The sequence below is a fragment of the Exiguobacterium flavidum genome (assembly GCF_003344535.1).
Lineage (GTDB): Bacteria > Bacillota > Bacilli > Exiguobacteriales > Exiguobacteriaceae > Exiguobacterium_A > Exiguobacterium_A flavidum.
On sequence record NZ_QPKS01000005.1, the window covers coordinates 53842 to 78316 of the forward strand.

A 24475-nucleotide genomic window follows, 5' to 3' on the forward strand; every position below is an offset into this window, starting at 1 on the left:
GCATTCGACCAGAAGGGCCGAATGCCTTTTTGATTCCCCTCATTTTCAAGTGTAACGGTGCTCGACCATGATGCACCGGTCCTCGACGTAAGCGATGTTCGCGGCATCCGCGGTTTTAGAAGCCTCCCGGCTGATCAGTCCGAGTTGGTTCCAGATCATGCCGACGTCCCCGTGGCGTACGGCATCCTCTGCGACGCCCGGCAGATATTGCGGACGACGGAAGACATTGACGATGTCGATGTGACCCGGGATGCTCGCGACGTCCGGATAGACTTCTCGCCCCTTCCATTCGTCGAGCAACGGATTGACCGGTATGACCTCATATCCGCTCTCGACGAGGTAATCCGCAATCTGGTTCGCCGTCTTACCAGCATTGTGCGAAATCCCGACGAGCGCGATCCGCTTCGCCGCCTTCAAGGCTGTTCTTGCTTCCTGGTTCGATAACATGGAATGCCCCCTTGTTCCTGATTGGAATATAGTTGCTGACTGAATGTATTTACCCGTTTCAACGGAAGGGAATGCCGGAACACGGCAAAAGAAGCGATTTTCATGATTTTGCGTTCACGTGCATCCAGACGACCGGTCACCCACCTTGTACGCTGTCGATGCAACTGAGAGCGAATTCGAAAAAACAGACCAAGTTTACATAATTTTATTATTGTATTGTAGACCCGATTTATCGATTCCCGTTCTGTTGCAGTGAGATGGAATACTACCCGTCCTGTCGATTGTCGATGCAACTGAGAGGCCTCTGTCTGACAATTTATGTTTGCGTGAAATGATAATTTCACGCAAAAACAACTACGCCGTGTAGCCATTTGTTATACTAGTGTAGAGGAGGGATAACGACATGAGTTTGTTCAAAAACCTCGGGAAAACAACTGAAAAGGTGACCGAACGCCGCCAATTCACGGATATTCCCGGCTATCACAAAATGCCCCGTTTCATCCAAGGGTATATCGATCATCTCGCGGCAAAACATTTCTCGAAGGCGACGATGAAGCGTTACATATATGACTACCTTGCCTTTTTCGATTTCGTGAAGGAAGCATCCGGGGAAGTGATCGACCCGGCAGACATCACGCTCGAAGCCTTCCGTGATGTCGATGCGGAAGGGGTCTCGGCCTATGCGGAATACCTCGCGCTGACGCGGGAGAACGCGCCGAGCGTCATCAACCGGAAGCTGTCCGCGTTGCAGTCGCTGTTCCGGCACCTCGTCGACACGGGACAGGTGCAAGAGAATCCGGTCGCGAAGGTCGACCGGCCGAAGCAGGCGAAACGGGAACCGGTCTATCTGACGAAGCGCGAGTGGGAGGAATTGATCCAGCTGTTGCCGTCGAACGTCGAGATGAACGCGCGCGAGGCATCGCACTACGAACGGGACCGCGTCCGCGACGTGACGCTGTTCCAATTGCTCGGCTACAGCGGGATGCGCCTTCAGGAGATGACGAACCTCGTCTGGAACGACATCGACTTCCATGAAGGACGGATCCACGTCATCGGCAAAGGCAACAAGGAGCGACATATCCCGCTCGCGCTGCCGGCGAAGGTCGCACTCCGGAAATATGCCGTCCATTACGGTCTCGCGATGCGCGGGACGGACCCGGTCTTCGAGAAGAACGGCCGTCCGCTCAGCCCGCGCGCCGTCCAGCATATCTTGAAGCGGCATACGGACCGGTTGCGGCCGCTCCTCCCCTTCCTCGACCGGAAGAAGATCACGCCGCACAAGTTGCGCCATACGTTCGCGACGCGGCTTGCGACCGGCGGGATCGACGTGCTGACGATCCAACAATTACTCGGTCACGAATCCGTCGCGACGACGCAAGTGTACGCGCATATCGGTGACCAGGAGAAAAAACGGGCCATCGAACTGTTTGATGATGGACGATAACAACATTATGTAAACCCATTGGGTGGACATGAATCATTTCTTGAAATTAAGGAGGGAGCCGATGAACTACGCGCTCAACCATAAAAAAATCAAGGATATCTGCGGACTCGTCGCCTTCCGCCGAGGCAAGAGGACATTCGAGAAGCGGGGTGTCCACTTCAAGGAGCAGGAACCTGACGGCGCGCTTGCCGAAATCACAGGAGAGCACGACTTCCTCGTCCGAGTGAAAATCGATCGGAAGGGATTCGTTCAGGCATCCTGCACGTGCCCGCAGCTCGGGTCCTTCCAACTCTTCTGTTCGCACGTCGCTGCGACGCTGATCGCGATGCATGACGTGCAGGTGAACGGAAGGCGACGAGAGGTGTTCCCCTCCCCCGTCACGCGATCACCGCGTGACGACGACTTCGCGCGGGAATTCCTGCGGCTCCTGCCGATCCGGTCGGCCGGCTTGTCCTTTCATTTTGACGCGACGGAGAGCGGTTTTCTGCTTGAAGTGAAGGCGGTCCGGCTTCCGGAAGTGATCGAGCGTCTGACGGTCGCAGGCAAGCTCCATATTTCAGTCAAGACGATGGAACGGTTTCTTGCCGCCCGCCCCACGCTTGAACAATCGGGGGTCGTCGTGATATCCGAGGCGGTCGATCTGCGTCTCATCAAGGAGCCGTTCATCGGCCGAATCTATCTCGACCGCCAAGGGAGACTCGAAGTCCGGCTCGCCTTCGCCTACGGAAGAATCGTCGTACGGCCGGGAGAGACTTCCCGCTACATCGGCAGGGACAGGACGAGTGAGCAGGCCATGATTGGCTACCTGAAGGAGAGTGGTTTCCGGCAAGTCGCGGATCGCTTCATCCTCGAGGATGCGGAACGGGAGTTCGACTTCCTGACGAGCATGCTCGACGACAGGATCCGATTCGGTCGATACGCTGAACTGCACGTGACGGAAGCGATCCGGGGGACTCTCGTCACGGATCAGGCGATCGACATCAAGGTCGAAATTGACGATCGGCTCGACTGGCTCGTCTTCGATTTTGCGATGACCGGCATACCTGAAATCGAGATCAAAGGCGTGCTCGAAAGTTTGCGGCAGCGAAAGGTCTATCACCGCCTGCGTGACGGCCGCCTGCTTCCACTGGCGAAATTCAATGACGCTTCCGCCTTGTTGCGCCGCCTGCGCGGCGTCGATGAACAGAACGGAGGGAAGATCCGTACTGCAGCACTGCCGAACCTTCATCTGACGGACAGGTTGAAGGACAAGGACATATTCGATGCTCTCGTGCAAATGAAGGACCTGTCGCTTGAGCGCAACCCGCTCGTCCGGGAACTCTTGCCGTATCAGGAGCAAGGTGTCGCCTGGATGCTTAGACTGTCGGAAATCGGTGCAGGAGGGATTCTCGCTGACGAAATGGGGCTCGGCAAAACGGTTCAGGCAATCGCCTATCTCGCGTCAGAAGAGGCCGGTGAAACGTCCTGCGTCGTCGCCCCCGCTTCACTCATCTATAACTGGGAAAGTGAGCTGAAGGCGTTCGCCCCACGGTTGTCCGTCCTCATCGTGGTCGGAAACCGGGAACAGCGTCTCAAAGCCATCGCCCGCGCGAAGGACTACGACGTGATTCTGACATCCTATACGATGATGCGAAGTGATATCTCCTATTATCCGCCGCTCAAGAATGTCATCTTCGACGAGGCGCAGCAGTTCAAGAACCCGGACACGCAGACGGCCCGTGCGCTTAGAAAGCTGCGCGCGAAACATCGCTTCGCTCTGACCGGGACGCCGATCGAAAACAAATTGATGGACCTCTGGGCGATTTTCCAGGTCGTCTCACCCGGTTTTCTGCCGGACCGCCTGGCCTTCCAGGAACTGTCCCGTACGACTGTCGCAAGGCTCGTCGAACCGTTCGTGCTGAGGCGGGTGAAGCAGGATGTACTCGCGGAACTGCCGCGCAAGTCGAGCGTCGTCCTGCGCTCGGAACTGCTGCCGGAACAAAAGAAAGTCTATGCCGCCTACCTCGCGAAGCTACAGCTCGAGACATTGCGCCATCTCGACGAAACGAAACCACAGGACCGGATCAAGCTGCTTGCCGGCATGACACGTCTCAGGCAGATCTGCTGCCACCCCGCCCTGTTCGTCGAAGGTTACGAGGGAGGGTCCGCGAAACTCGATCAGCTGAAGGAGCTCGTCCGGGACCGTGTCGCATCAGGGAGACGGATCCTCATCTTCTCCCAGTTCACGCGAATGCTCGGCCTGATCAGCGAATCCCTCCTCCAGGTAGCGGATCACGTCTATTTGAGCGGAGAGACGCCGATCGAAGAGAGGATCGGGTTGTGCGAACGTTTCAACGCCGGGGAAGTGCCTGTCTTCCTGATTTCCTTGAAAGCAGGCGGGGTCGGGCTTAACTTGACCGGCGCGGACACGGTCATCCTCTATGATCTTTGGTGGAACCCTGCCGTCGAGGACCAGGCGAGCAGCCGGGCGCATCGGATGGGGCAGACGAGAGAGGTCGAGGTCGTCAGGATGATCGCGAGCGGGACGATCGAAGAGAAAATCGATGAACTGCAGCGAGACAAGGAACGATTGATCCGTGAGGTCATCGATTTCGATCGGGACGATTTCATATTTTCGGACTGGGTCGGACTGCTTCGGTGAAAGGAGAAGGTGCGTTATCCGACGCACCTTCTTTTGTTTGCAGGAAGACGGGCGTCTCATCTTGAAGTATGGAGCAAAGGAAATAAAGAGAGATGAGGTGATGCGGTGGAATGGCTGATGATTGCTTATCTAGGTGGAAGCATTCTCGGAGGAACGATCTATAAGAAATGGTCGCGCCGTGATCTCGCTACGAGCGGATCGGGCAACGTCGGTGCACGGAACGCCCTCAGGACGGGAGGGATCCCCGCCTTCTTGTTCGTCTATGGAATTGATCTCGCGAAGACGCTGCTCATCCTGTCGATCGTGCCGGCGGAATGGTTCTGGCAGGCCGCCCTTTGCCTGACGCTCGGTCATCTTTACCCCCTCTTCCATCTGAGGCATGGCGGGAAGGGCTACGCCGTCTTCTCCGGCATCGTGCTCGCCGTCTCCCCCCTCTATTACATAGCCGGTCTCGTGCTGCTCGGATTGTCCTATCTCGTCCTTCGCGACAGTGTGCGGGCCGGGATGGTGCCGGTTCTGTGCCTGCCGCTCCTTGCGACCGGGTCAGGAATGCTGAGTATCGCCTCGGCAACCGGAATTGCAGCGCTTGTCCTCTATGCCCACTTCAAGAAGAAAGGAGCAACGGAATGATCCATTATGCCATCGCGACGAAGGAAGACGATGAAGCGATCCATCAGCTTAACTACGAGGCGTTCGCAGAAGAGATCCCGCAACACCCGCCGAACGAGGAGCGACGGCTCGTCGATAAGTTCCACGATGAGAACACGTACCTGGTCGGTAAGGAGAACGGAAAAATCGTCGCCATGCTCGCGCTCCGCGACGCCCGCCCCTTCTCGCTCGAACAGAAAGGGATCACTCTGCCGAAGGATGCGGGCCGGCCTGTCGAGGTCCGCCTCTTGACGGTGCGACCCGAGCACCGGAACAGCCGGACGTTCCTCGGGCTGATGCGCTACATGATGAACCATTTGGAGGAAACAGGCCATGATGTCGCCTATATCAGCGGGACGACACGCGAGGAAAGATTATATGGCCGATTCGGATTTCGGGTGTTCGCGCCGGCGGTGGGAACGGCTGAAGCGATGTTCCTGCCGATGCGTCTGACGCGGGAGGATCACCTCGCCTCCCCGCTCGCTGCGACGCTTCGTCCCGTGACGTTCCTTGCCGGTCCGGTCTCGGTCCATCCGAATGTGCTGAAGGCGGCTGCGCTCGAACCTGTCCCGCACCGCTCGCAGGAAATGGTCAATCTGATGCGGCAACTCGCGGATAAGTTACGTGCGCTCGTCAATCTGCCGCATCTTGCGACACTCCTCGGAAGCGGAACGCTCGCGAACGACGCCGTAGCTGCCCAGCTGAGGAATCGCGGCGGACGAGGGCTTATCGTCGACAGTGGTCAGTTCGGCAGGCGACTCGCGGATCATGCGCTGCGGGCAGGACTTTCATTCGACCGGTTCGAGCAGGCGGAAGGACGGTCGCTCGACATCGAGCGGCTGACGGATGGATTCGAACGAATCAGACCGGATTGGATCTGGCTCGTCCACTGCGAGACATCGACCGGTGTCCTGCATGACATCGATACCGTCTCGCGTCTGTGCAACAAGTACTCCTGCATGCTGGCGCTCGACGCGATCAGCTCCGTCGGGACGGCACCTTACGACTTCAGCCGGTGTGATTACGTCAGCTTCGTCTCCGGCAAGGCGCTCGGTGGTCTGACGGGTCTTGCCTTCGTCGCAATGAGCGAAGCACCGCTCGCGACGCCCGACATGCCGCGTTATCTCGACTTGTCACTCTATCAGGACTACGTCGCGTTCTCGCATTCGTCGAATCTGGTTCGCGCTTGTCTTGCGGCGATCGATGTACTCGACTTGGAATCGGCCGGACGAAAGATGGACATTCTAATCGACGTGCTCGCCGGTCACGGCATCACGCCTCTTGCTGAACCGGATAGCCAGGCGCGCGGAATCCTGACGCTCGTATTCGAAGACGCCACCGAGATCGCGCGGCAGCTCAAGGCGAACGGCTTTTCCGTCCAGTTCGAAAGCGAATATTTGGCAGAACGGAACTGGCTCCAAGTCTCGACGATGGGCCATACGACCGAGCGGCAATGCCGCGAACTCGCCCATCGAATCGGCATGCTGGCAAATCGGTCTGCATCGATCGAATCGTGAGCGGGTAAAGGAGGAGGACTGGAAAGGAAGGGCATTGAATGAAAACCATCGTACTCGTCGGGGCAGGACACGCCCATCTACACTGCATCCGTCATGCGGAAAGCATTCCTTCCGTGAAGTGGCTCGTCGTGACGGCATCGCGCCATCAATATTATTCGGGAATGTTCTCCGGATTCGCGGAAGGCATTTACGATTCTGAAGACATCCGGATTGACGTCAGGAAGCTCTGTGCCGCGTCAGGTGTCGAATTCATCGAGGATACGGCAGTCAGCGTCGACCTCAAGAAGAAGGAACTTGTTTGTGCGTCGGACCGGATCGTCCCATATGATGCCATCTCGTTCAATCTCGGTTCGCTTGACACACCAGCGATCGACGGCGTGTTCGCGCATCAGTTATCGATCAAGCCGAACTACCAGGCAGAGGAACGGATCAAACGGTTCAGCACGGCTTCGAATCCGGTCATCGTCGGTTCAGGTGCCGCGGCGGTCGAGATGGCGGCATCGTTCGCTGCGCGCGGCATGCGGCTGACGCTCGTCCATGACGGACCGCTCCTGAAGGTGAACGGGATCGAGGCGACCCGGCTTGCCGAGGAGCGGCTGCGCGAGCTCGGTGTCATGACAATTCACGATCGCCTCGTCGCTGCACTGCCGGAGGAGCTGTTGCTTGAAAGTGGCAACGGGATCACCTGCGATGCGCTCCTGTTCCTGGGCGGGGCGACTGCTCCACCCCTGTTCAAGGATTCGTCCCTCTGGACCGATGATTCGGGATTCCTGCTCGTCATGGACACACTCCAGTCGCTCAGCTCTCCTTCCCTGTTCGGTGCAGGTGACAGCGCCACGCTCGCCTCTCATCCGAGTACGCCGAAAAATGGCGTCACGGCCGTCAGACAAGGACCGGTCTTGTTCCGGAACCTCGTCGCCTATCTCGAGGATGACCTGATGTTAGCGTATCGGCCGCAACGATATTATTTGACGATTCTGTCGATGGGAAGGCGGCGAGGTCTGCTGCTCTACGGAAAGTTCGTCCGTTTTTCACGGATTGCCTGGCTACTCAAACACCGGATCGACCATCGTTTCATGCAGAAGTATCGGACATAGAAACAGGGAACCCTTCAGCCGATTTGGCGGGGTTCCCTGTTTCTGCGTTCAAATACGGCCTACTTCTCACGGCGTGCCTTTCAAGCCCCTCATCCTCCATCTTCCGACTTGTTGTTCAAGGCGTGAACCAAAGGCTTTTGAAGGGTATCGACGACGGCTGAAATGAGGGTCGTCGCTATGATGGCGATCAGACTTAATGCGATTGGTCCTGCCGCATCATCTCCAGTCCTGCCGGCCATCACCCGCAAGGTCCCGATCCCTAGCAACAGGAAAAAGATTGCTGCAAACGTGCATCGTTTAATGACCTGCAACGAAGTGAAGGCAGATGTTGAGAAGGCGGCGTTTCGCTCGATGTGAGTCAGTAGCCTGAAGATGTGATACAAGGCGACTGAAACAGTGAGGCACAAGCCATATGCCCATATAAGGAATGGGAAGAGGAAGGCGGCCGTGTCTGGATGGTCTTTCGCATCCTGAATCACGGTCAGAGGCAACCAATATACACACGTCACAAGCAACGCCAGTGCGATCAGGGAGATAGCGCTCTTCAAGTATACGGTAGAGATTGATTTAGATTTCAGATCGACCACCTCTTTCGATTATTGATGATGTGGTCTTTAATTTATCATGTAATTTATCGTTTATCAATAAATAAATATCATTAAACAACATTTTAGTTCCCGAATCGCTTCGTCATGAAAACATTCCCTCTAAAGAATGCCTGCCCACATGTCGTGGGCAGGCTCGGTTTTGATGGTTCATGTGATCATTCAGTAAGAAGTTGCCATTGAGCGGTTCGATGGCCGATGGCATGCCATGTTATTGGTCTAAAGCGACTCGCTTGCGGCCCCGTTCTCTAATCTTGTTCGAACAACGCACTGATAAGTGACGGCAATTCCGCTAGATCCTCGATGATACCATCAGCCTCTGCGTCTCTCCAATGTCGCTTCTTTTTTCATACCTAGACGTTTGGCACCATCCACATCATCATGCGGAGGGTCACCGACGTATATACTTTCGGCAGCCGAACCGTCATGCCGTTCGAGGACTCGTCCGAATAGCTGAGGATCAGGTTTCTTGATCCCTTCCTACTCAGACACGAGAATACTGTCGAAATAGTGGTGAATTCCAAGTGCACATATTTAAGAAACAGTCTTCAGGTGGCGAGGCTTCAGTGCGACGCGGAATCATGACAAAGAAATCACGAAGAAAAAGCCCGGATTTCCGCGGAATATCGCTGGAATTCGGGCTTGCTTGATATAGGCGGACGCCGCTAACCGGTGAGCCGGACAGGCCGATTGAAGTCAGTCCGTTCAATTCGCTCGCGCTTTCTCATGGGGAATCTTCTGTTTGATCAAGAGCGTCTTGCCGCTCGCCTCCTGCGGGATGACCTCGACAGGATGGGCATTGATTTTCATTTCCGGTCCGAACAGGCGTCTCAACACGAAATGTAACTGTTTCTCGTGCTCGGGCTTGAAGCGTGATTGGTCAGGGACGTACAGGAACGTCACTTCCTTCTGGCGCTCCTGGATGTATTGGACCCGTTCGATGCAGTTCGGCAGGATGCGGACGATGCCGGCAAGCTCTCCTTCGAATACCTTGTGCCCGTCCTCCATCAAGAGGAAGCTGCGTCCCCTTCCGTCGATCGATTCGACGATAGGTCCCGGGTGACCACACGGGCAGAATGTTTCTTTGCTCATCGTCATCCGGTCACCGATCCGGTAACGGACGAGCGGGGTCCCGTGCGTATCGAAGCTCGTCACGAGGATTTCCCCCTCCTCGATCACCTCGATGATACCCATCTCGTAATGGAGATGTTTCCTGCGATATGGACATTCGGCGACGATCGGCGCACCTTCCGAGGAGGCATATTGATCGAAGACGGGAGCATGGTACACCTCTTCCAGTAAGGCCCGTTCCTCTGCCGTGATCATCTCGGCCGTCGGAAAGATCGCCCGCGGACGGATCGTCAACCTGATGCCATGGCGTTTCGCATAGCGCGCGACCTCGATCATCCCGGAAGGCATCCCGTCGATTGATTCCGGCTTGAACTCGTTGAGTCGGGCGATATAATACGGAATCGTCCGCGGACTGATTTGCTTGATCGTAAAGAGCAGCTGATTGAGGGAGGGATTCATTCGCCAGTAGACAGGCTTCTTCTGCCCTTTCGAGATCAGGACCTGCCCTGTGAAACTGGCGCGGCGCATCCCCTTGCGAACGCCATGCTTGTACTTGAAATAATCGAGATGGGCCATACCGCGCTGCATGTCCTCCTTCGTATAGTGGACATGCAGGGACGTCCCCGTCGTCCCGCCGGTTTTGGCGAGGAGCGGCGCATGGATGTCGGTGTGGACGCGCTCGTTCTCTGCCCGAAGCGTTTCCTTCTCGAGAATCGGTATGTTCTTAAGCGCGTCAAGGTCAGGCAGCGGGAGTGTGATCTGGTGTGTATCGAACAGTTCCTTATAGTAGTCACTATGTTCTTTGCAGAACGCGAGGAATTCATTCAGGCTTTCGAGCTGTTCCGCAGCGACGTCGACCGTACGCCCTTCTTTCTCGATCAGCTCGTTGAAGCGTTGCTCGTAGACGGGACCGTACCGTTGCTTGTAGAACAGATAACCTTGGAGGACTGTCAATAATTGCTGAACGACGAGGGGAGAACGGAAGTAGATGCGCTCTTTGAGCTTCATGGTGCCACGACCTTTCTGAGATGTCGAACGGACAGGATGACGGTGTGAGCTGCAAGCGGAGAAAAACCATACAATCCTATACCCTATGTGCACCCAATAATTCCTATTTGAACAATTAAATTCACAAAAAAATACCATCACAGGTACACCAGCGGAATGATGAGCATACGGATACCGGAGTTTCAAGTCCTTTTGTGACGGTCTCCTCTTTGCCGAGTGAACCCGTTCTTTCGAGGAAGTTTGAGAAGCCATCCTTCAGTCGCAAGGTGATTCCGGCATGGAAAACGGGTAAAAGAGATGAATCTGACAACTGGGGGTGTGAAACGGATGATTGCGCTCGAATCGATCGTCACGATCGCGGGATTCGTCCTGTTCGCCTTGAACCTGATCCTTGCCGCGACGATCATTTTCGTCGAAAAGCGGGATATCGGTACGACATGGGCATGGCTGTTCGTCTTGATGTTCCTGCCATTGATCGGCTTCTTGATATACCTGTTCTTCGGCCGCTCGATGCAGAGTGATAACTTCTATCGCGTTCTTGATGAGGAACGCGCCGCTCACTCTGCGCGGATCGCGATACAGCAGGACTTGGTCGCGCGAAAGGCAGGCGTCTTCGGGACGCATCCCCTGCTGAAGAAATACAGCCAGTTGCTTAAGATGAATCTGACTTCGACGAACGCTCTCGTCTCGTTCGAGAATGCAGCATCGGTCATCCATGACGGAGAACAGAAGTTCCAGCGGCTGATGCAGGATATAAGTGACGCCAAAAAAGAAATCAACGTCCAGTACTACATTCTCCAGAATGATGCGCTCGGTACGGCGCTCGTCGACAAGCTGACGGAGAAGGCGAATGAAGGGATTAAGGTTCGGCTGCTCTATGATGCAGTCGGCTCCCGAGGGCTCGCGCGGTATGATTTCTCACGATTCACTGCTTCAGGCGGCGAGGTCAAATCATTTTTCCCGTCTACGCTCGGCATCAATTTTCGCGTCAACAACCGCAATCACCGGAAGCTCTGTATCATCGATGGAGCGATAGGATATGTGGGCGGCTTCAACGTCGGGACGGAATACCTCGGGACCGACCCTAAGTTCGGTTACTGGCGGGACGTGCATCTGCGCTTTGAGGGGGAGGTCATCGATCAGCTGCTCGAACGCTTTCTCCTCGACTGGAACCGGTCCGTCCCGACAAAGGTTATAGAGTCCCGTTCCGCGTTCGAATGGCACTCACCGGGGACGCGTTCATTGACCCCGGTCCAGATCGTGACATCCGGTCCGAACTCATCGACGGAGCATTCGAAGAACATGCTGATCAAAATGATCAGCGCGGCGAAATCATCGATCTATATCCAGTCACCCTATTTCATCCCTGACGCGAGCTTTCTCGATGCGTGTCGCATCGCCCTCTTGTCCGGCGTCGAGATCAACCTGATGATCCCGAATAAGCCTGACCATATCTTCGTCTACTGGGCGACCTTCGCCAATGCGGCGGAACTCGTTCGCTACGGCGCGAACGTCTACACTTACGAGAGCGGCTTTTTGCATGCGAAGACGCTCGTAGTCGATGAGGAGGTCGCGTCGATCGGTACGGTGAACATCGACGCCCGCAGCTTTCGGCTGAACTTCGAGATATCTGCCCTCGTCTACGACGCTGAGGTCGCACGTTCTGTCACGGAGGCATTCCGCAAAGACCTTGCGGATTGCGAGTTGCTGACGCTTGAGCGATATGAGTCTCGGCCGCACTGGATTCGCTTCAAGGAGAGCATCGCGCGACTTCTCAGTCCGATTTTATGACGCTCTCGAGAGAAAACACCGGATTCCAGCGGGACGGCTGTAATCCGGTGTTTCTATATACGCACTATAACGCTGTGAAGTCGTCAGCGCTTGAACGCCGACAGCCATTCCTCATTCCAATCGAAATATCCGGTCTTGTCGGTCCAGCACATCTCGAACAGTTCGCTTGGATAAGGAAGCGCGAGTGGCGGTCGTTCACCGGACGGGAAGTAACGTAAGTCGAGCGACTCCCCGTCGATCGCCTCGAGCTCGCCCGAGACGACCTCGCAGCCGAACACGGTGGCGACGTATTCGACCTCGTTGCCGTCCGGATAGGTCAGCCGGTAGGCCTCCCCTCCGAAGACACCGAGCAGTGCGACAGGCCGGACGATCAATCCCGTTTCCTCATATACTTCCCGGACGACTGCCTGTGCAGGGGATTCCCCGAGCTCGACGGCTCCGGCAGGCAGGCTCCAATACGATCCGCCAGGGTACTGGAAGAGTATGTCGTCCCCGCGCTTGATGATCGCGGCGACCGACGGCGAGAAAATCCGCCGTGTTCCGATGTCTCTTCTCAGTTCTTCATAGTAAGTAGACATTCCCATTCAATTCACCTTCTCCATTCATATTCTTCTTTCAGCAAGGCGAACAGGACGAAATCTTCCCAATCACCATTGATATAGAGACTCTTGCGCGCTAGTCCCTCCCGGACGAACCCGATTTTTTCGAGGACGCGGGCGGACGGGAGGTTTTCTGGCATCACCTCGGCACGAATGCGATGGAAACCAAGCCCGTCGAACAGGATTTGCAGCACGAGCCGGATCGCCTGCGCCATCAGTCCCCGGCCTCCATGATCCGCGTCGATCTGATACCCGATCATGCACGTCTCTGCCGGTCCACGCATGACGAACGAGACGGATACCTCTCCAATCAGGCTGTCATCCTCTTTCAGAAAGATGCCAAAGGCGTGATGTTCGTCCTTGCTGCTGCGTTCCATGATTTCCAGTATCCGAGCTTGTTGCCCACCTAGCGTGTAACTCTCAGCGTCAGGTTTGATCGGCATCCATCTTTCCCAGCGGCTTTTATTTTTGACGGCACATGCGAGCAAGGCCTCTGCATCCTCGATGTGATACGGTCTGACATAGATTTCGATGATCGACACTCCTCTCTGGCGAAGAAGGGCATATTCATTACTCCGCTTGAAATGAATTGCACGCATCAGCACCATTCTCCTGCCTGACTCGATGAAATGCGTCCTCAGAAAAAAAGAGTTGTTTTTTTTCTGTTCAAAAAACCGCTTCATATCAACGTTTTTCGGAATCCTAAAATCTTTTTTCAAACTTTTTTAGCTTTACACCTTCCTTTATTCGAAACCTCATGCTATATTATTAAGTAATTATTATTGTTCGGTGGAGATGAAAGTGTTTCGCTTAAAACTCGATGAAATTGAGCATGGTAGTAATAAATTAGTGTGAACAATCACACGCAGGAGGCAACACACATGGAACACGGTAAAGTAAAATGGTTTAACGCAGAAAAAGGTTTTGGCTTCATCGAACGTGAAAACGGCGACGACGTTTTCGTTCACTTCTCAGCTATCCAATCAGAAGGTTTCAAATCACTTGACGAAGGTCAAGAGGTTTCTTTCGAAGTTGAAGAAGGCCAACGCGGACCACAAGCTACAAACGTTACAAAGATCTAATTTGTAACTTGTAAAAAGACCCAGCTCATGCTGGGTCTTTTTTTTTGAATTTTTTTAAGCGAGCGGATGCTGACGCAACCGCCAGGCGGTAAAGAGGAAGAGAATCAAACTGATCAGGAGGATCGTTCCTGCTTCCGTCCAGACCGCCTCCCCCTTTTGATAGATGGCATCGATTCCTCGATTGAACCAATAGGTCGGAAAAACCTTGCCGATCGTCAGCAGCGACTCCGGTAAGATCGAGAGCGAAACGAAGGCGCCACCGGTGATCGCGGCGATCATGCTGACTGACGTCTGCAGGACGTTCGCCCTCTCCCGATTCGTCGAGAACCCGGCGATGAAGGCGCTGATCGCGAGGCACGACACCATGTAGGCAAGAAAGAGCGGAAGCGTCTTGTCGAGATAGCGCAGTACCGTCGATCCATAGAAGATGAGACTGAGTGACAACAGCGCAGTCACGAAGAAGATGCCGAGGATGGTGAATGCTACGAGAACGGTCCCGATATAGCGGGACGAAGACAGCGGGGATGCAAAAAGTCTGCCATAGATCCGCTGCTCCCGGTCATCGAGCAGGAAGGTAGGGATCCACTGGGACAGCGTCATCAGGGTCACGAAGGATAATAACGCGAAATAAAGTTGGACGCTCGTCCTCTCGAGCACGCGGTTGTCGAATGACTCTTCCTCGAGGCGGACCATGCGTTGCGGATTTGCCGCCAGCAAGGCGCGGAACTCCTCCCGGTCGGAACTTGCGGAGGCGAGAGTGGACACATGGTCGAGATATCCGGTCAACGATTGTTCAAGGAAGACGGTCTCGCTCCCTTCGATCGCAGCAGTCGTGATTTTCTCTGGCGTTTCAGTCAACAGCGATTTCTCGAACCCTTCCGGAATGACGACGACGAACTCGCTTCCGGTCGTCAAGGCTGTTTCAGCCCCCTCGCTCCCCGTCCGTACATCCCCCCATTCATCCGCTTTTTCAGCGATGGCAAGCGAGACGGACGACTTGTCGTTGTCGACGACGAAGATGTCGAGCGTTTGATCAGACGACCGGAAAAACGTGACGATTCCTGCGAGGGCGACCGCGAAAGCGAGTGACCAGATCCACATCAGCCGCTTACGCGCCATGCGCATGAGGACGTGTCTTAACAGGTACATGGCGGAACCCTCCCTTCCATCTGAACAGGATGGCACTGAGCAGAGCGAACACTGCGACATGAAGCGTAAGCAGCAGCATACTATCGCGATAGATCGTCAGGTCACCGTCAAACAGAATTTGTAACACCCCTTCCCTCATGAACAGAGGCATCAGAAGGTCGTGCGCAAACGGAAATCGGCTGAGCACGAATCGGTCAAGCCCCGGTACATACCCTCCTGACAGCAGCAAGAGGACCGTCGTCATCCCGTTGACGATGAACCCTGCTATGTTCGGGTTACGGAACGGCAGGCTCGACATCAGGAAACCGAACGAGATCCCGTAGAGAGCTAGACCTGCGAGGGCTAGCAACAGTAGATCGAGACGGATCCGGCCAAGGTCGAACGAACGATAGATGAAATGGCTGACGGTGAAGATGACGACCAACTGGAGAAGGACGACCGAAAATCGGCTGATCGTCCCGGCCAGGCGATATCGAACAAGCGAGATCGGAGCAGCTTGGACCCGCAGATAGCTACCGCGCATCGCCTGATCAGCGGCGAACATCGCCGTGACGTACATGCCGCCGAACAAGGCGGTCATCGCAGAGATGGTGACCGTGAAATATTCGATCGAGCTCGGCGTCTTCGAGGTGAGGTCGAACGACTTGCGATCGATCAGGTCGACTGGACCAGCTTGCGGAAGATTGCGTTCGAGTAGCAACAGCTGTGTATTGGCAGCTTGGACATAACGGTCGAGCAGCACTTTGAGCACCTGAACCTCGATCGACGTCGATCGTTCGTGGAGCAGCCGGATCTCCTCCCCCCCGAACAGGATGACGTCCGCCTTCTGTGCATCGATCGCCGCTCTCGCCAGTCGCTCGCTTCCGTAAGGACGGACGGACAGAAAGGACGCGATCCTGTCATCGGCAAGAAATTGTTCGAGCGGCTGGTCGAACCGAATGTCGCCGGACGCGATGTACGCGACATCAACCTCTGGCAGGTCGACCTCCGACGAGAACACGGCACTGAGCATCGTGCCTAGACCGATGATCAGGACGAGCGGGAAGATCATCATCCAGAAGAGGGTCTGGCGCTGGCGGATCTGCTGGCGGAAATCGGATTTGACGCATACCCAGAATGTTCTCATCTCCTCCTCCTATTCCCTCAGCGCCTTGCCCGTCAGCGTCAGGAAGACGCTGTTGAGGGTCGGACGCTCGAGTGAGACGGTCGTGAACGCGACATGGTCTTCCTGCAGCAGTTCGAGGACGGGCATGACGCTCGCTCCCTTTTGGATGTCAGCACATATCTCTTCACCCTCGACACGGACATTTTGTACGAACGAAAGAGCGCCGATCTGCCCGATCGTCGCTTGCCCGATCCGTGGCGCATGGATCCTGAGAGACTCGACGGTCGTGACGAGCTCCTTCAGTTCGTCAGGCGTGCCTTCCGCGATGACGCGACCGGTGTCCATGATGGCGACGCGGTGACAAAGCAGTTCGACTTCTTCCATGTAATGGGATGTATAGATGATCGTCGCCCCATCCCGGTTCAGCTGACGGATGTTTTCAAGGATCGTGTTCCGCGACTGCGGATCGATCGCGACAGTCGGTTCATCCATGAAGATCAGTTTCGGTCGATGAACGATGCCGCAAGCGATGTTCAACCTTCGCATCATCCCCCCTGACAATTGGCGGGGGAACTTCTTCTCCTGCTCACTGAGCTGGACGAATGCGAGAGCAGCGTCCGCCTGATGCCTCGCCTCCTCCTTCGACAATCCATACAATTGACCGAAAAAGGCTATGTTTTCGCGTACCGTCAGATCCTCATAGACGGATATCTGTTGTGGGACGATTCCGACGCGCGCCTTGATATAGGCTGCATCCTCCGGCATCCTTCGTCCGAACAATCGCATCTCCCCCTCATCGATCGGATAGAGGCCGAGCATCGCGAAGATCGCGGTCGTCTTACCCGCTCCGTTCGGTCCGAGCAGACCGAACAGTTCCCCTTCCCGGACGCTCAGCGAGAAGTCGTCAAGTGCTTTCGTCTCACCGAACCGTTTCGTCAGATGAGAGAGTTCGATGATATTGCCGTTCTCTTGCTTCATCTCAACCACCCTTCCTTCCGGCACACTACTCTTCCTATACCCGCAGAATGGAGCTGTCTCATGAGGAATTGTGGATTGTTGCCGAATTTCGTTTTGAGGGTATAGAGCAATATTCCATCTCGCTCCAACAGATTGAATCCATCACTTTGAAACGGGGGATCAGACATGAACGGTACAGGAGAGTTTCCACATTCGTTCTGGCGTGAGTCACTTGCGCTGCCGCAATTTCCAGCATTGAATGAAGATATCGAGACGGAAGTCGCAGTCATCGGCGCGGGAATCGCCGGCCTGTCGACTGCTCTGCTGCTCGCAGAGGCCGGGAAACAGGTCGTCGTACTCGAGGCGGACCGGATCGGATCCGGAACGACCGGCTACACGACGGCGAAGATCTCTTCCCAGCACGGGATGGTCTACGACCGGCTCATCCGGACGATCGGGGAAGAACACGCCCGTCTGTATTATGAAGCGAACGAAGAAGCGCTCGATTTCATCCGAAGACGCGTCAAGGATGAGGAGATCGACTGCGACTTCGAAAGGCAGGACGCGTATCTCTATGTCGAATCCTCAAAAGCGACCATGAAGGAGCTTCAAAAGGAGAAGAACGCTTATGAGAGGCTCGGGATCAACGGCGGTGACGCGACGGCGGAGGTCCAAGGAAGGCTTCCCTATCCGATCGAGGGTGCACTCGTCATCCGGAATCAGGCGCAGTTCCACCCGGTCAAGTTTCTCGTTCATCTGGCGAAGCGGGTCGAGAGCCTGGGCGGACGAATCTATGAACAGGCGAGAGCCGACCGAATCGGTCCGGGACCACGTCCGCGGATCCATCTGACGAACGGCCGCTCGGTCCGCGCTGGCCAAGTCGTGGTCGCGACCCATTATCCGTTCAATGACTTGAAAGGAATGTACTTCTCGAAGCTTGAAGTCCATCGCTCCTATATCGTCGCGGGAGAGGTCGGCGGGAACTTCCCGAACGGCATGTTCATCAGTGCCGATCAGCCCAGCCGTTCGCTCCGGCACGCGACACTTCCAGGCGGAGAGCAGGTCGGATTGTTCGGGGGGGAGAATCACTTGACTGGTCACGAGACAAAGACGGCAAAGCGGTACGGAGCGTTATTCGACTTCGCTTCACGTCACTTCGGCGTCGGTGGTCTCACCCACTTCTGGTCATCCCAGGACATGATCACGCTCGACCACGTCCCTTATATCGGGCGGATGGGGAAGGACCCCGATGTGTTCGTCGCGACGGGATTCGCCAAATGGGGAATGACGAACGGGGTAGCGGCAGGACTTCTGCTACGGGACGTATTGCTCGGAAGGAAGAATCGTTTCGAAGCGCTCTTCGACCCCGCACGCTCGAAGATGAAAGTCGAGGACGCGAAACAGTTCATTAAGACGAATGCCGATACGGCTATCGAACTTGTCAAAGGCAAACTCCGTACTGCGGACAAGGAGAAGAGTGAACTCCGGCCGGACGAAGGTGGCCTGGTCCACCACGATGGAAAACGGGCCGGCGGATACCGTGATCAATCCGGCGTGCTTCACGTCGTCGACACGACCTGTACGCATATGGGTTGTTCCCTTAACTGGAACGACGGCGAGCGCTCTTGGGACTGTCCGTGCCATGGTTCACGATTCTCCTACGACGGCGAAGTGCTCGAAGGACCCGCGACGAAGCCTCTCGAACGGCTCGAATGAGAATCACTTCCCTGGACATGTTAGAATGGATATGAAAGCAGGGAGGTTATTTCATGGAGGACAGAATGGATATACTGCGCAAGACGCTTCAGAAACGGACGGATGCGCTCACATCCGGGAACACGGAGCAGATGGCAGATCTGCTGAAGGAAGGTTTCACCTTCGTCGATGCGCAAGGCAGACAGTTCGATGCCGAGACGTATCTCGATCTGTTCGTCGACAAAGAGGCGATCGAATGGATTTCGTCTACGGACGACCCGGTGGATGTGACGTTGCTCGGTTCCACTGCGCTCGTTCAGGCAGTGACGGAAGATCAGTTTCTTTACGGGACGACTGCCTATCTCGGACGCTTCCGACACGTCTACCTGTTCGAAGAGACGGAGCACGGTTGGAAATGGGTTTTCGGACAGGCGACGAGCCTGGAAACTTGAATGGATGCGACCTCTTGTCTTGACGACAGGAGGTTTTTTCATATACTCGTTCTCGTTTTAGTCTGTTTTTTATCAATAAATACGGTGATTGAAATATTTGAATTGGTCGTTGAATACTTGTTTTCATTACGTTACACTCAAGTTGTCCACATTTTCTGAAAATTCAGGAGGCGATCATTCGTGCTCTACAATTTCTCTGCCGGCCCTGCCATGCTTCCAAAACCCGTGCTGCTGGAGGCACAGCGGGACATGCTTTCCTACGACGGCACGTCACTGTCCGTCCTCGAGATGAGCCATCGCTCGGAACCGTTTCTCTCGATCCGTAACGAAGCGGAGCAGCTCGTCCGGGACCTGCTCTTCGTCCCCGATGATTATGAAGTGCTGTTCCTCCAAGGTGGTGCGACCCTTCAGTTCGCGATGGTTCCGATGAATCTCGCTCCGGGCGGTCGTGTCGATTTCATCGAGACCGGCCTCTGGTCCGAACGCGCCTTCGCGGATGCCGCATGCGTCTCTGACGCGCATGTCGTCGCTTCCTCGAAGGCCGATGCATACCAATCGATTCCGACGCTCCCTGCCGCGTCGGACGCTGCTTATGTGCACCTGACGCTCAATAACACGCTCGAAGGGACACGCTTCACTTCCCTGCCTGACGTCGCTCCCCCGCTCGTCGCGGACGCGTCGTCCTGTCTGTTCTCCGAGCCGATCGATGTCTCTCGCTTCGGATTGATCTACGCCGGAGCCCAGAAGAATATCGGACCCGCCGGATTGACGCTCGTCATCGTCCGTAAGGAGTTGCTGCGCGCCGGCTCATTGCCGTCCTATCTGCGGTATGACCTGCATGCGAAAAACGACTCTCTTTACAATACGCCGCCGACATACAGCCTCTATCTCTCGATGCTCGTCCTCCGCTGGATCAAGCAGACAGGCGTCGGACGGATCCATACGCAGAATAAGATGAAGGCGAAGCTCCTCTATGAGACGCTCGACGCGTCGAACCTGTTCCATAACCGTGTACTGAAGAAGGACCGCTCCTTGATGAACGTCCCGTTTTCGACGGGGGACGAGGAACGGGATGCGTCATTTTTGCGTTACGCTAAGGAACACGGCTTGATCAACCTCGAAGGCCACCGTTCCGTCGGCGGGATGCGCGCGAGCATCTACAACGCGATGCCGCTTGACGGGGTGGAAGCCCTTTGCGCAGTGATCAATCGATATGAAAAGGAGATGTCCTGATGCCCAACATCCGACTGCTGAATTCCATCTCGGAACGCGGCCTCGACCGCTTCCCGAACGATTACATCATAGGGACGGACGTCCAAGAGCCGGACGCGATCCTCGTCCGAAGCCATGACATGTATGACTACAAGCTCGAACAGAGCGTCCTCGCAGTCGCCCGCGCCGGTGTCGGTGTCAACAACATCCCGCACGACCGCCTCGCGCATTCCGGCACCGTTGTCTTTTCGACGCCGGGCGCGAACGCGAACGCCGTCAAGGAACTCGTCATCGCCAGCCTGTTCCTCGTCGCCCGTAAACTCGTCCCGAGCATCCTCTGGACGAACAACCTGCGCGGGCCGGACATCGAGGAGCGGATCGAAGCCAACAAGAAACAGTTCGTCGGCTCGGAGCTTGCCGGGAAGAAGATCGGGATCATCGGACTCGGCGCGATCGGTGCCGAGCTCGCGAACGCCTTGCACGCACTCGGGATGACCGTCGTCGGATACGACCCCTTCATGTCGGTCGAGTCCGCCTGGCGCGTCTCGAACCAGATCGAACGCTCGACTCAGATCGACGAACTGCTTGGAAGCTGTGATTATGTCACGCTCCATCTGCCTCTTCTTGACGGGACGCGCGGCATGATCGACTCGGCGTTGTTCGCGAAGATGCGACCTGGACTGACACTGCTCAACTTCTCTCGCGGGGAGTTGGTCGACGAGCCTGCGCTCGGCGACGCGCTCAGATCCGGCCGTCTCGGCATGTACGTCACCGACTTCCCGAACTCGTTCGTCCTGTCCCTTCCGCGCGTGATCCCGCTGCCCCATATCGGCGCGTCGACCGTCGAGGCGGAAGAAAATTGCGCCGTCATGGCGGTCGAACAGTTGAAAGAGTTCATCGAGACCGGCAATATCCGCCGTTCGGTCAATTTCCCTGACGTCGCGCTCGCCTTCACCGGGAAGCGGCGCATCACGGTCGCCCATCAGAACATCCCGAACATGGTCGGTCAGATCGCCGGTGCGCTCGCGAAGTCAGGCATCAACATCGCCAACATGATCAACGGAAGCAAAGGGAGCGTCGCCTATACGATCATCGATATCGACAACCATGCGGATGAGATGATCGACCTGTCTGCGATCGAGGAGATCGCAGGCGTGTTGCGTACGAGATTGATTTAGAGAGGAGTGTTTTTCATGACGAGTTTCGAACCATTCCGGGGGCTGCGCCCGAAGCCGGAAGCTGCCTCGGACATCGCGTCCCTGCCCTATGACGTCTTTACGGACGATGAGGCAAGAAGAGAGGTCGAGAATCGCCCGCTCTCCTTCCTCCGCGCCGACAAGGCCGAGAGCACGATGGACGTCGTCGTGCAGGAGAAGATTCCGGGGAGGGCACGCGATAACTTCGAGAAACTGCTCCCGTACTTCGTCGAGGATGATCCGAGCTGCTACCTGTACCGGCTGACGGAAGGCGACAGGAGCCAGACCGGCTTCGCAGGATGCGTATCCGTTGCCGACTATGAGAACGGCGTGATCCGCAAACACGAACATACACGGCCAGACAAGGAACTTGATCGCGTCCGCCATGTCGAGGCGCTGCAGGCACATACCGGTCCCATCCTGCTCGCCCACAAGCCGGATGACATCCTGTCAGGAATCGCAGAACAGGTCTCGCGCAGCACACCTCTCTATGATTTCGAGGCAGAGGATGGTGTGCGCCATACGATCTGGAAGACTTCCGCGGACGTGTCGCAGGAGATCAAACGCGCCTTTTCAGGACACGAAGCGCTATACATCGCTGACGGCCATCACAGAGCTGCAGCAGCTGCGGCTGTCGCAAGAACGAGTGCTTCGCCGGAAGCAAGCCGGTTCCTTGCCGTCAGCTTCCCCGCTGACGAATTGCGCATACTCGGCTATCACCGGATCGTCCAGAACCTCCCAGGGTCAGAAGAGGAGTTCATCGATCACGTGTCCCGTACGTTCGAGGTCGAACCGTCGGACGGCGCCGTCGAACCGACAGCTTCAGGCGAATTCGGCATGTGGCTGAACGGACAGTGGTATCGTCTCCGCCATCTCGGCGAGTCGACTTGGGCCAAGGAAGGGATCGATGCCTCGATCCTTGAGCGGCACGTGCTCGCCCCGCTGCTCGGCATCAAGGACTCCCGGACGGACGGCAGGATCAGGTTCGTCGGCGGGACAGACGCAAAGACGCTTGCTGCCGTCGCCGAGAGCGCCGGCTTTAAGCTCGCGTTCTGCCTTCATCCGACGCCGCTCGAGAGCCTGATGGCTGTCGCCGACGCTGGTGATGTCATGCCGCCGAAGTCGACCTGGTTCCATCCGAAGCTCCGGAGCGGCCTGCTCATCCATCGGTTTTGACGGTCTTCACTGAAGAGAATCTTCATTTTTGGTGAAGACGGCATGATTCTCATGAAATATGGGAATATCCTATACAGTTCATATCGTTATAGGAGGAACATTTCATGACACAGCTGCCTTTACAGGATAAAGTCGCCTTCATCACAGGAGGTGCATCGGGAATCGGCCGGGCGACGGCGATGAGATTCGTCGAAGCCGGTGCCCGCGTCGCGATCGTCGACCTGAAGCTCGAAGCTTCACAAAAACTCGCCTTCGAGCTCGGGGAGGACGTCGCGTTAGGACTTGCGGCCGACGTCTCGCGACCGAAGGAGATGGCGCAAGCCTACCAGGATGCGATCAATCATTACGGCAAGCTCGACATCGTGTTCGCGAACGCCGGGCAGAACGGAACGCTGACGCCGATCGAACATCTTGACCCGGAAGATTGGGACGCAGTCATGCGGACGAATCTGACCGGCACGTTCCTGACCGTCAAGTACGCCATCCCTTACCTGAAGGAACAAGGAGGCAGCATCATCATCACGGCCTCGATCAACGGCACACGATACTTCAAGAACTTCGGCTTCACAGGGTACGCGACCTCGAAGGCAGGTCAAGTCGGATTCGCCAAGATGGCTGCCGTGGAGCTGGCTCGCTATGGCATCCGGGTCAATACCGTCTGTCCGGGGGCGATCGACACGAACATCGATGATTCGACCGAGATGGAGTCGGATAAGATCGAAGAAATCCGCGTACCGGTCGAATATCCGGAGGGCAATCAGCCGCTCGCCGGAAAATCCGGATCGGCTGAGCAGGTCGCAGATGTCGTCTCGTTCCTCGCAAGTGACGCAAGCAGCCATATGACCGGGTCTACGCTGTACGTCGACGGTGTCGAATCATTGCTTTGAAAAACTTCATTCCACGCGAAAGGGCGCATGTTCACTTAAGAACATGCGCCCTTTCATCGTTATGTTCAAGACTTCCCTCGCTTGAATGCGGCCGCCGTCTTGACGGTCCGCTCAGCCTGATACTTGACTGCTTTCTCGATGGCTGACTCGTCTGCCATGACGCCATCCTCGGAGATCGTCGCGCTCGTGCCGTACGGATTGCCTCCCGCTCCGAACACGGCCATGTCCGAATAGCCAGGCGCTGCGATGATCGCACCCCAGTGGAACAGCGTCGTGTACATCGCAAGGATCGTCGCCTCCTGTCCGCCATGCGGGTTCTGGGCCGAAGACATGGCGCTGACGACCTTGTCGACGAGTTTTCCCTTCGCCCATAGTCCCCCCGTCTGATCGAGGAACTGCTGGACTTGAGCCGGTACATGTCCATACCGTGTCGGCGTGCTGAAGATGATCGCATCTGCCCACTCGAGGTCGCTCATCTCGGCTTCGGCCGTATCTGATTCCGCATGATGCTTCTTCCAGAGCGGGTTCGAGTCGATCGCTTCCTGAGGCGCCGTCTCCTTCACCTTCAAGACGCGCACTTCCGCGCCTGCCGCTTCTGCGGCTCGGCCCGCCCATTTCGCCATCTTATGGTTCGAACCGGTCGAGCTGTAGTAGATGACCGCCAGTTTCACGTTTTCCATCCAGAGTGCCTCCTCA

23 protein-coding genes are annotated in these 24475 nt (G+C 56.1%); 13 read left to right on the top strand and 10 right to left on the bottom strand.

All coding sequences use genetic code 11. The features are described from left to right. Window positions 1-45: 45 nt before the first annotated feature. The gene (locus DFG60_RS06015) at window positions 46-447 is read right to left on the bottom strand and encodes a CoA-binding protein (protein WP_114570840.1); all 402 of its coding nucleotides are present in this window, start codon (window positions 445-447) and stop codon (window positions 46-48) included. A 403-nt stretch (window positions 448-850) separates the two neighbouring features. Here DFG60_RS06015 and DFG60_RS06020 point away from each other — a divergent pair, with 403 nt between their 5' ends. From DFG60_RS06020 to DFG60_RS06040, 5 genes are all read left to right on the top strand, one after another. After that, window positions 851-1891 carry a tyrosine-type recombinase/integrase gene (locus DFG60_RS06020; RefSeq protein ID WP_114570841.1) on the top strand — a complete coding sequence of 347 codons (1041 nt, stop codon included), beginning with the start codon at window positions 851-853 and terminating at the stop codon, window positions 1889-1891. Window positions 1892-1952: 61 nt separating this feature from the next. Then, on the top strand, window positions 1953-4532 hold the full coding sequence (locus DFG60_RS06025) for a DEAD/DEAH box helicase (RefSeq protein ID WP_198661557.1): 2580 nt from the start codon (window positions 1953-1955) through the stop codon (window positions 4530-4532). 105 nt (window positions 4533-4637) lie between these two features. Continuing rightward, window positions 4638-5162: a glycerol-3-phosphate acyltransferase gene (locus DFG60_RS06030; RefSeq protein WP_114570843.1), complete on the top strand. Its 525-nt coding sequence runs from the start codon at window positions 4638-4640 to the stop codon at window positions 5160-5162. After that, window positions 5159-6697, top strand: coding sequence for a GNAT family N-acetyltransferase (locus DFG60_RS06035; RefSeq protein ID WP_114570844.1), 1539 nt, complete (start codon window positions 5159-5161; stop codon window positions 6695-6697). Before DFG60_RS06030 ends, DFG60_RS06035 begins: the two co-directional genes overlap by 4 nt. A gap of 38 nt (window positions 6698-6735) precedes the next feature. Beyond that, window positions 6736-7794, top strand: coding sequence for an FAD-dependent oxidoreductase (locus tag DFG60_RS06040; RefSeq protein WP_114570845.1), 1059 nt, complete (start codon window positions 6736-6738; stop codon window positions 7792-7794). An 89-nt stretch (window positions 7795-7883) separates the two neighbouring features. On the opposite strand, the gene DFG60_RS06045 is transcribed toward DFG60_RS06040, so the two are convergent. The 3 genes from DFG60_RS06045 to DFG60_RS06055 all read right to left on the bottom strand — a co-directional run bounded on the left by DFG60_RS06045 (window position 7884) and on the right by DFG60_RS06055 (window position 10478). Beyond that, window positions 7884-8381, bottom strand: a complete 498-nt coding sequence (locus DFG60_RS06045; RefSeq protein WP_332871679.1) for a DUF2975 domain-containing protein — start codon at window positions 8379-8381, stop codon at window positions 7884-7886. Window positions 8382-8711: 330 nt separating this feature from the next. Beyond that, on the bottom strand, window positions 8712-8873 hold the full coding sequence (locus tag DFG60_RS13855) for an HAD hydrolase-like protein (protein ID WP_114571019.1): 162 nt from the start codon (window positions 8871-8873) through the stop codon (window positions 8712-8714). 231 nt (window positions 8874-9104) lie between these two features. Continuing rightward, window positions 9105-10478 carry a phenylacetate--CoA ligase family protein gene (locus DFG60_RS06055; protein WP_114570846.1) on the bottom strand — a complete coding sequence of 458 codons (1374 nt, stop codon included), beginning with the start codon at window positions 10476-10478 and terminating at the stop codon, window positions 9105-9107. 297 nt (window positions 10479-10775) lie between these two features. On the opposite strand from DFG60_RS06055, the gene cls reads away from it, so the two are divergent. Then, window positions 10776-12269 carry a cardiolipin synthase gene (gene cls / locus DFG60_RS06060; protein ID WP_232818647.1) on the top strand — a complete coding sequence of 498 codons (1494 nt, stop codon included), beginning with the start codon at window positions 10776-10778 and terminating at the stop codon, window positions 12267-12269. Between the two features lie 83 nt (window positions 12270-12352). Here the strand turns inward: cls and DFG60_RS06065 are convergent, their stop codons facing one another. Further along, on the bottom strand, window positions 12353-12853 hold the full coding sequence (locus tag DFG60_RS06065; RefSeq protein WP_114570848.1) for an NUDIX domain-containing protein: 501 nt from the start codon (window positions 12851-12853) through the stop codon (window positions 12353-12355). Between the two features lie 5 nt (window positions 12854-12858). Further along, window positions 12859-13467 carry a GNAT family N-acetyltransferase gene (locus tag DFG60_RS06070; protein ID WP_232818648.1) on the bottom strand — a complete coding sequence of 203 codons (609 nt, stop codon included), beginning with the start codon at window positions 13465-13467 and terminating at the stop codon, window positions 12859-12861. 282 nt (window positions 13468-13749) lie between these two features. On the opposite strand from DFG60_RS06070, the gene DFG60_RS06075 reads away from it, so the two are divergent. Continuing rightward, window positions 13750-13950 carry a cold-shock protein gene (locus tag DFG60_RS06075; RefSeq protein ID WP_114570849.1) on the top strand — a complete coding sequence of 67 codons (201 nt, stop codon included), beginning with the start codon at window positions 13750-13752 and terminating at the stop codon, window positions 13948-13950. A gap of 54 nt (window positions 13951-14004) precedes the next feature. Here the strand turns inward: DFG60_RS06075 and DFG60_RS06080 are convergent, their stop codons facing one another. From DFG60_RS06080 to DFG60_RS06090, 3 genes are read right to left on the bottom strand one after another with little or no spacing between them, the layout of a single operon-like run. Beyond that, complete coding sequence (locus DFG60_RS06080; RefSeq protein WP_157964491.1) at window positions 14005-15099, bottom strand: ABC transporter permease; 1095 nt, start codon at window positions 15097-15099, stop codon at window positions 14005-14007. Then, the gene (locus DFG60_RS06085) at window positions 15059-16225 is read right to left on the bottom strand and encodes an ABC transporter permease (protein ID WP_114570851.1); all 1167 of its coding nucleotides are present in this window, start codon (window positions 16223-16225) and stop codon (window positions 15059-15061) included. The genes DFG60_RS06080 and DFG60_RS06085 overlap by 41 nt, the downstream gene beginning before the upstream one ends. A gap of 9 nt (window positions 16226-16234) precedes the next feature. Then, window positions 16235-17182 (bottom strand): ABC transporter ATP-binding protein, encoded by a 948-nt coding sequence (locus tag DFG60_RS06090; RefSeq protein ID WP_114570852.1) that lies wholly within the window; start codon window positions 17180-17182, stop codon window positions 16235-16237. Between the two features lie 165 nt (window positions 17183-17347). Between DFG60_RS06090 and DFG60_RS06095 the strand changes: the two genes are divergently transcribed. The 6 genes from DFG60_RS06095 (at window position 17348) to DFG60_RS06120 (ending at window position 23779) form a co-directional block, all read left to right on the top strand. Next, window positions 17348-18877: an FAD-dependent oxidoreductase gene (locus DFG60_RS06095; RefSeq protein ID WP_114570853.1), complete on the top strand. Its 1530-nt coding sequence runs from the start codon at window positions 17348-17350 to the stop codon at window positions 18875-18877. Between the two features lie 53 nt (window positions 18878-18930). After that, window positions 18931-19308: a nuclear transport factor 2 family protein gene (locus DFG60_RS06100; protein WP_114570854.1), complete on the top strand. Its 378-nt coding sequence runs from the start codon at window positions 18931-18933 to the stop codon at window positions 19306-19308. 180 nt (window positions 19309-19488) lie between these two features. Further along, window positions 19489-20541 (top strand): 3-phosphoserine/phosphohydroxythreonine transaminase, encoded by a 1053-nt coding sequence (gene serC, locus DFG60_RS06105; protein WP_269801291.1) that lies wholly within the window; start codon window positions 19489-19491, stop codon window positions 20539-20541. Then, window positions 20541-21698 carry a phosphoglycerate dehydrogenase gene (locus tag DFG60_RS06110; protein WP_114570855.1) on the top strand — a complete coding sequence of 386 codons (1158 nt, stop codon included), beginning with the start codon at window positions 20541-20543 and terminating at the stop codon, window positions 21696-21698. The genes serC and DFG60_RS06110 overlap by 1 nt, the downstream gene beginning before the upstream one ends. A 15-nt stretch (window positions 21699-21713) precedes the next feature. Then, the gene (locus DFG60_RS06115; RefSeq protein WP_114570856.1) at window positions 21714-22892 is read left to right on the top strand and encodes a DUF1015 domain-containing protein; all 1179 of its coding nucleotides are present in this window, start codon (window positions 21714-21716) and stop codon (window positions 22890-22892) included. Between the two features lie 104 nt (window positions 22893-22996). Then, window positions 22997-23779 (top strand): SDR family oxidoreductase, encoded by a 783-nt coding sequence (locus DFG60_RS06120; protein WP_114570857.1) that lies wholly within the window; start codon window positions 22997-22999, stop codon window positions 23777-23779. A 65-nt stretch (window positions 23780-23844) separates the two neighbouring features. Here the strand turns inward: DFG60_RS06120 and wrbA are convergent, their stop codons facing one another. Next, complete coding sequence (gene wrbA / locus DFG60_RS06125) at window positions 23845-24459, bottom strand: NAD(P)H:quinone oxidoreductase (protein ID WP_114570858.1); 615 nt, start codon at window positions 24457-24459, stop codon at window positions 23845-23847. Window positions 24460-24475: the final 16 nt, after the last annotated feature.

Coding starts and splice junctions, on each gene's coding strand:
- DFG60_RS06090 (WP_114570852.1), bottom strand. CDS start 17,182: ATGAAGCAAGAGAACGGCAATATCATCGAACTCTCTCATCTGACGAAA.
- DFG60_RS06120 (WP_114570857.1), top strand. CDS start 22,997: ATGACACAGCTGCCTTTACAGGATAAAGTCGCCTTCATCACAGGAGGT.
- DFG60_RS06115 (WP_114570856.1), top strand. CDS start 21,714: ATGACGAGTTTCGAACCATTCCGGGGGCTGCGCCCGAAGCCGGAAGCT.
- DFG60_RS06065 (WP_114570848.1), bottom strand. CDS start 12,853: ATGGGAATGTCTACTTACTATGAAGAACTGAGAAGAGACATCGGAACA.
- DFG60_RS06035 (WP_114570844.1), top strand. CDS start 5,159: ATGATCCATTATGCCATCGCGACGAAGGAAGACGATGAAGCGATCCAT.
- DFG60_RS06040 (WP_114570845.1), top strand. CDS start 6,736: ATGAAAACCATCGTACTCGTCGGGGCAGGACACGCCCATCTACACTGC.
- DFG60_RS06110 (WP_114570855.1), top strand. CDS start 20,541: ATGCCCAACATCCGACTGCTGAATTCCATCTCGGAACGCGGCCTCGAC.
- DFG60_RS06085 (WP_114570851.1), bottom strand. CDS start 16,225: ATGAGAACATTCTGGGTATGCGTCAAATCCGATTTCCGCCAGCAGATC.
- DFG60_RS06025 (WP_198661557.1), top strand. CDS start 1,953: ATGAACTACGCGCTCAACCATAAAAAAATCAAGGATATCTGCGGACTC.
- DFG60_RS06070 (WP_232818648.1), bottom strand. CDS start 13,467: ATGCGTGCAATTCATTTCAAGCGGAGTAATGAATATGCCCTTCTTCGC.
- DFG60_RS06100 (WP_114570854.1), top strand. CDS start 18,931: ATGGAGGACAGAATGGATATACTGCGCAAGACGCTTCAGAAACGGACG.
- wrbA (WP_114570858.1), bottom strand. CDS start 24,459: ATGGAAAACGTGAAACTGGCGGTCATCTACTACAGCTCGACCGGTTCG.
- DFG60_RS06080 (WP_157964491.1), bottom strand. CDS start 15,099: ATGTACCTGTTAAGACACGTCCTCATGCGCATGGCGCGTAAGCGGCTG.
- DFG60_RS06075 (WP_114570849.1), top strand. CDS start 13,750: ATGGAACACGGTAAAGTAAAATGGTTTAACGCAGAAAAAGGTTTTGGC.
- DFG60_RS06055 (WP_114570846.1), bottom strand. CDS start 10,478: ATGAAGCTCAAAGAGCGCATCTACTTCCGTTCTCCCCTCGTCGTTCAG.
- DFG60_RS06095 (WP_114570853.1), top strand. CDS start 17,348: ATGAACGGTACAGGAGAGTTTCCACATTCGTTCTGGCGTGAGTCACTT.
- cls (WP_232818647.1), top strand. CDS start 10,776: ATGAATCTGACAACTGGGGGTGTGAAACGGATGATTGCGCTCGAATCG.
- DFG60_RS06015 (WP_114570840.1), bottom strand. CDS start 447: ATGTTATCGAACCAGGAAGCAAGAACAGCCTTGAAGGCGGCGAAGCGG.
- DFG60_RS06020 (WP_114570841.1), top strand. CDS start 851: ATGAGTTTGTTCAAAAACCTCGGGAAAACAACTGAAAAGGTGACCGAA.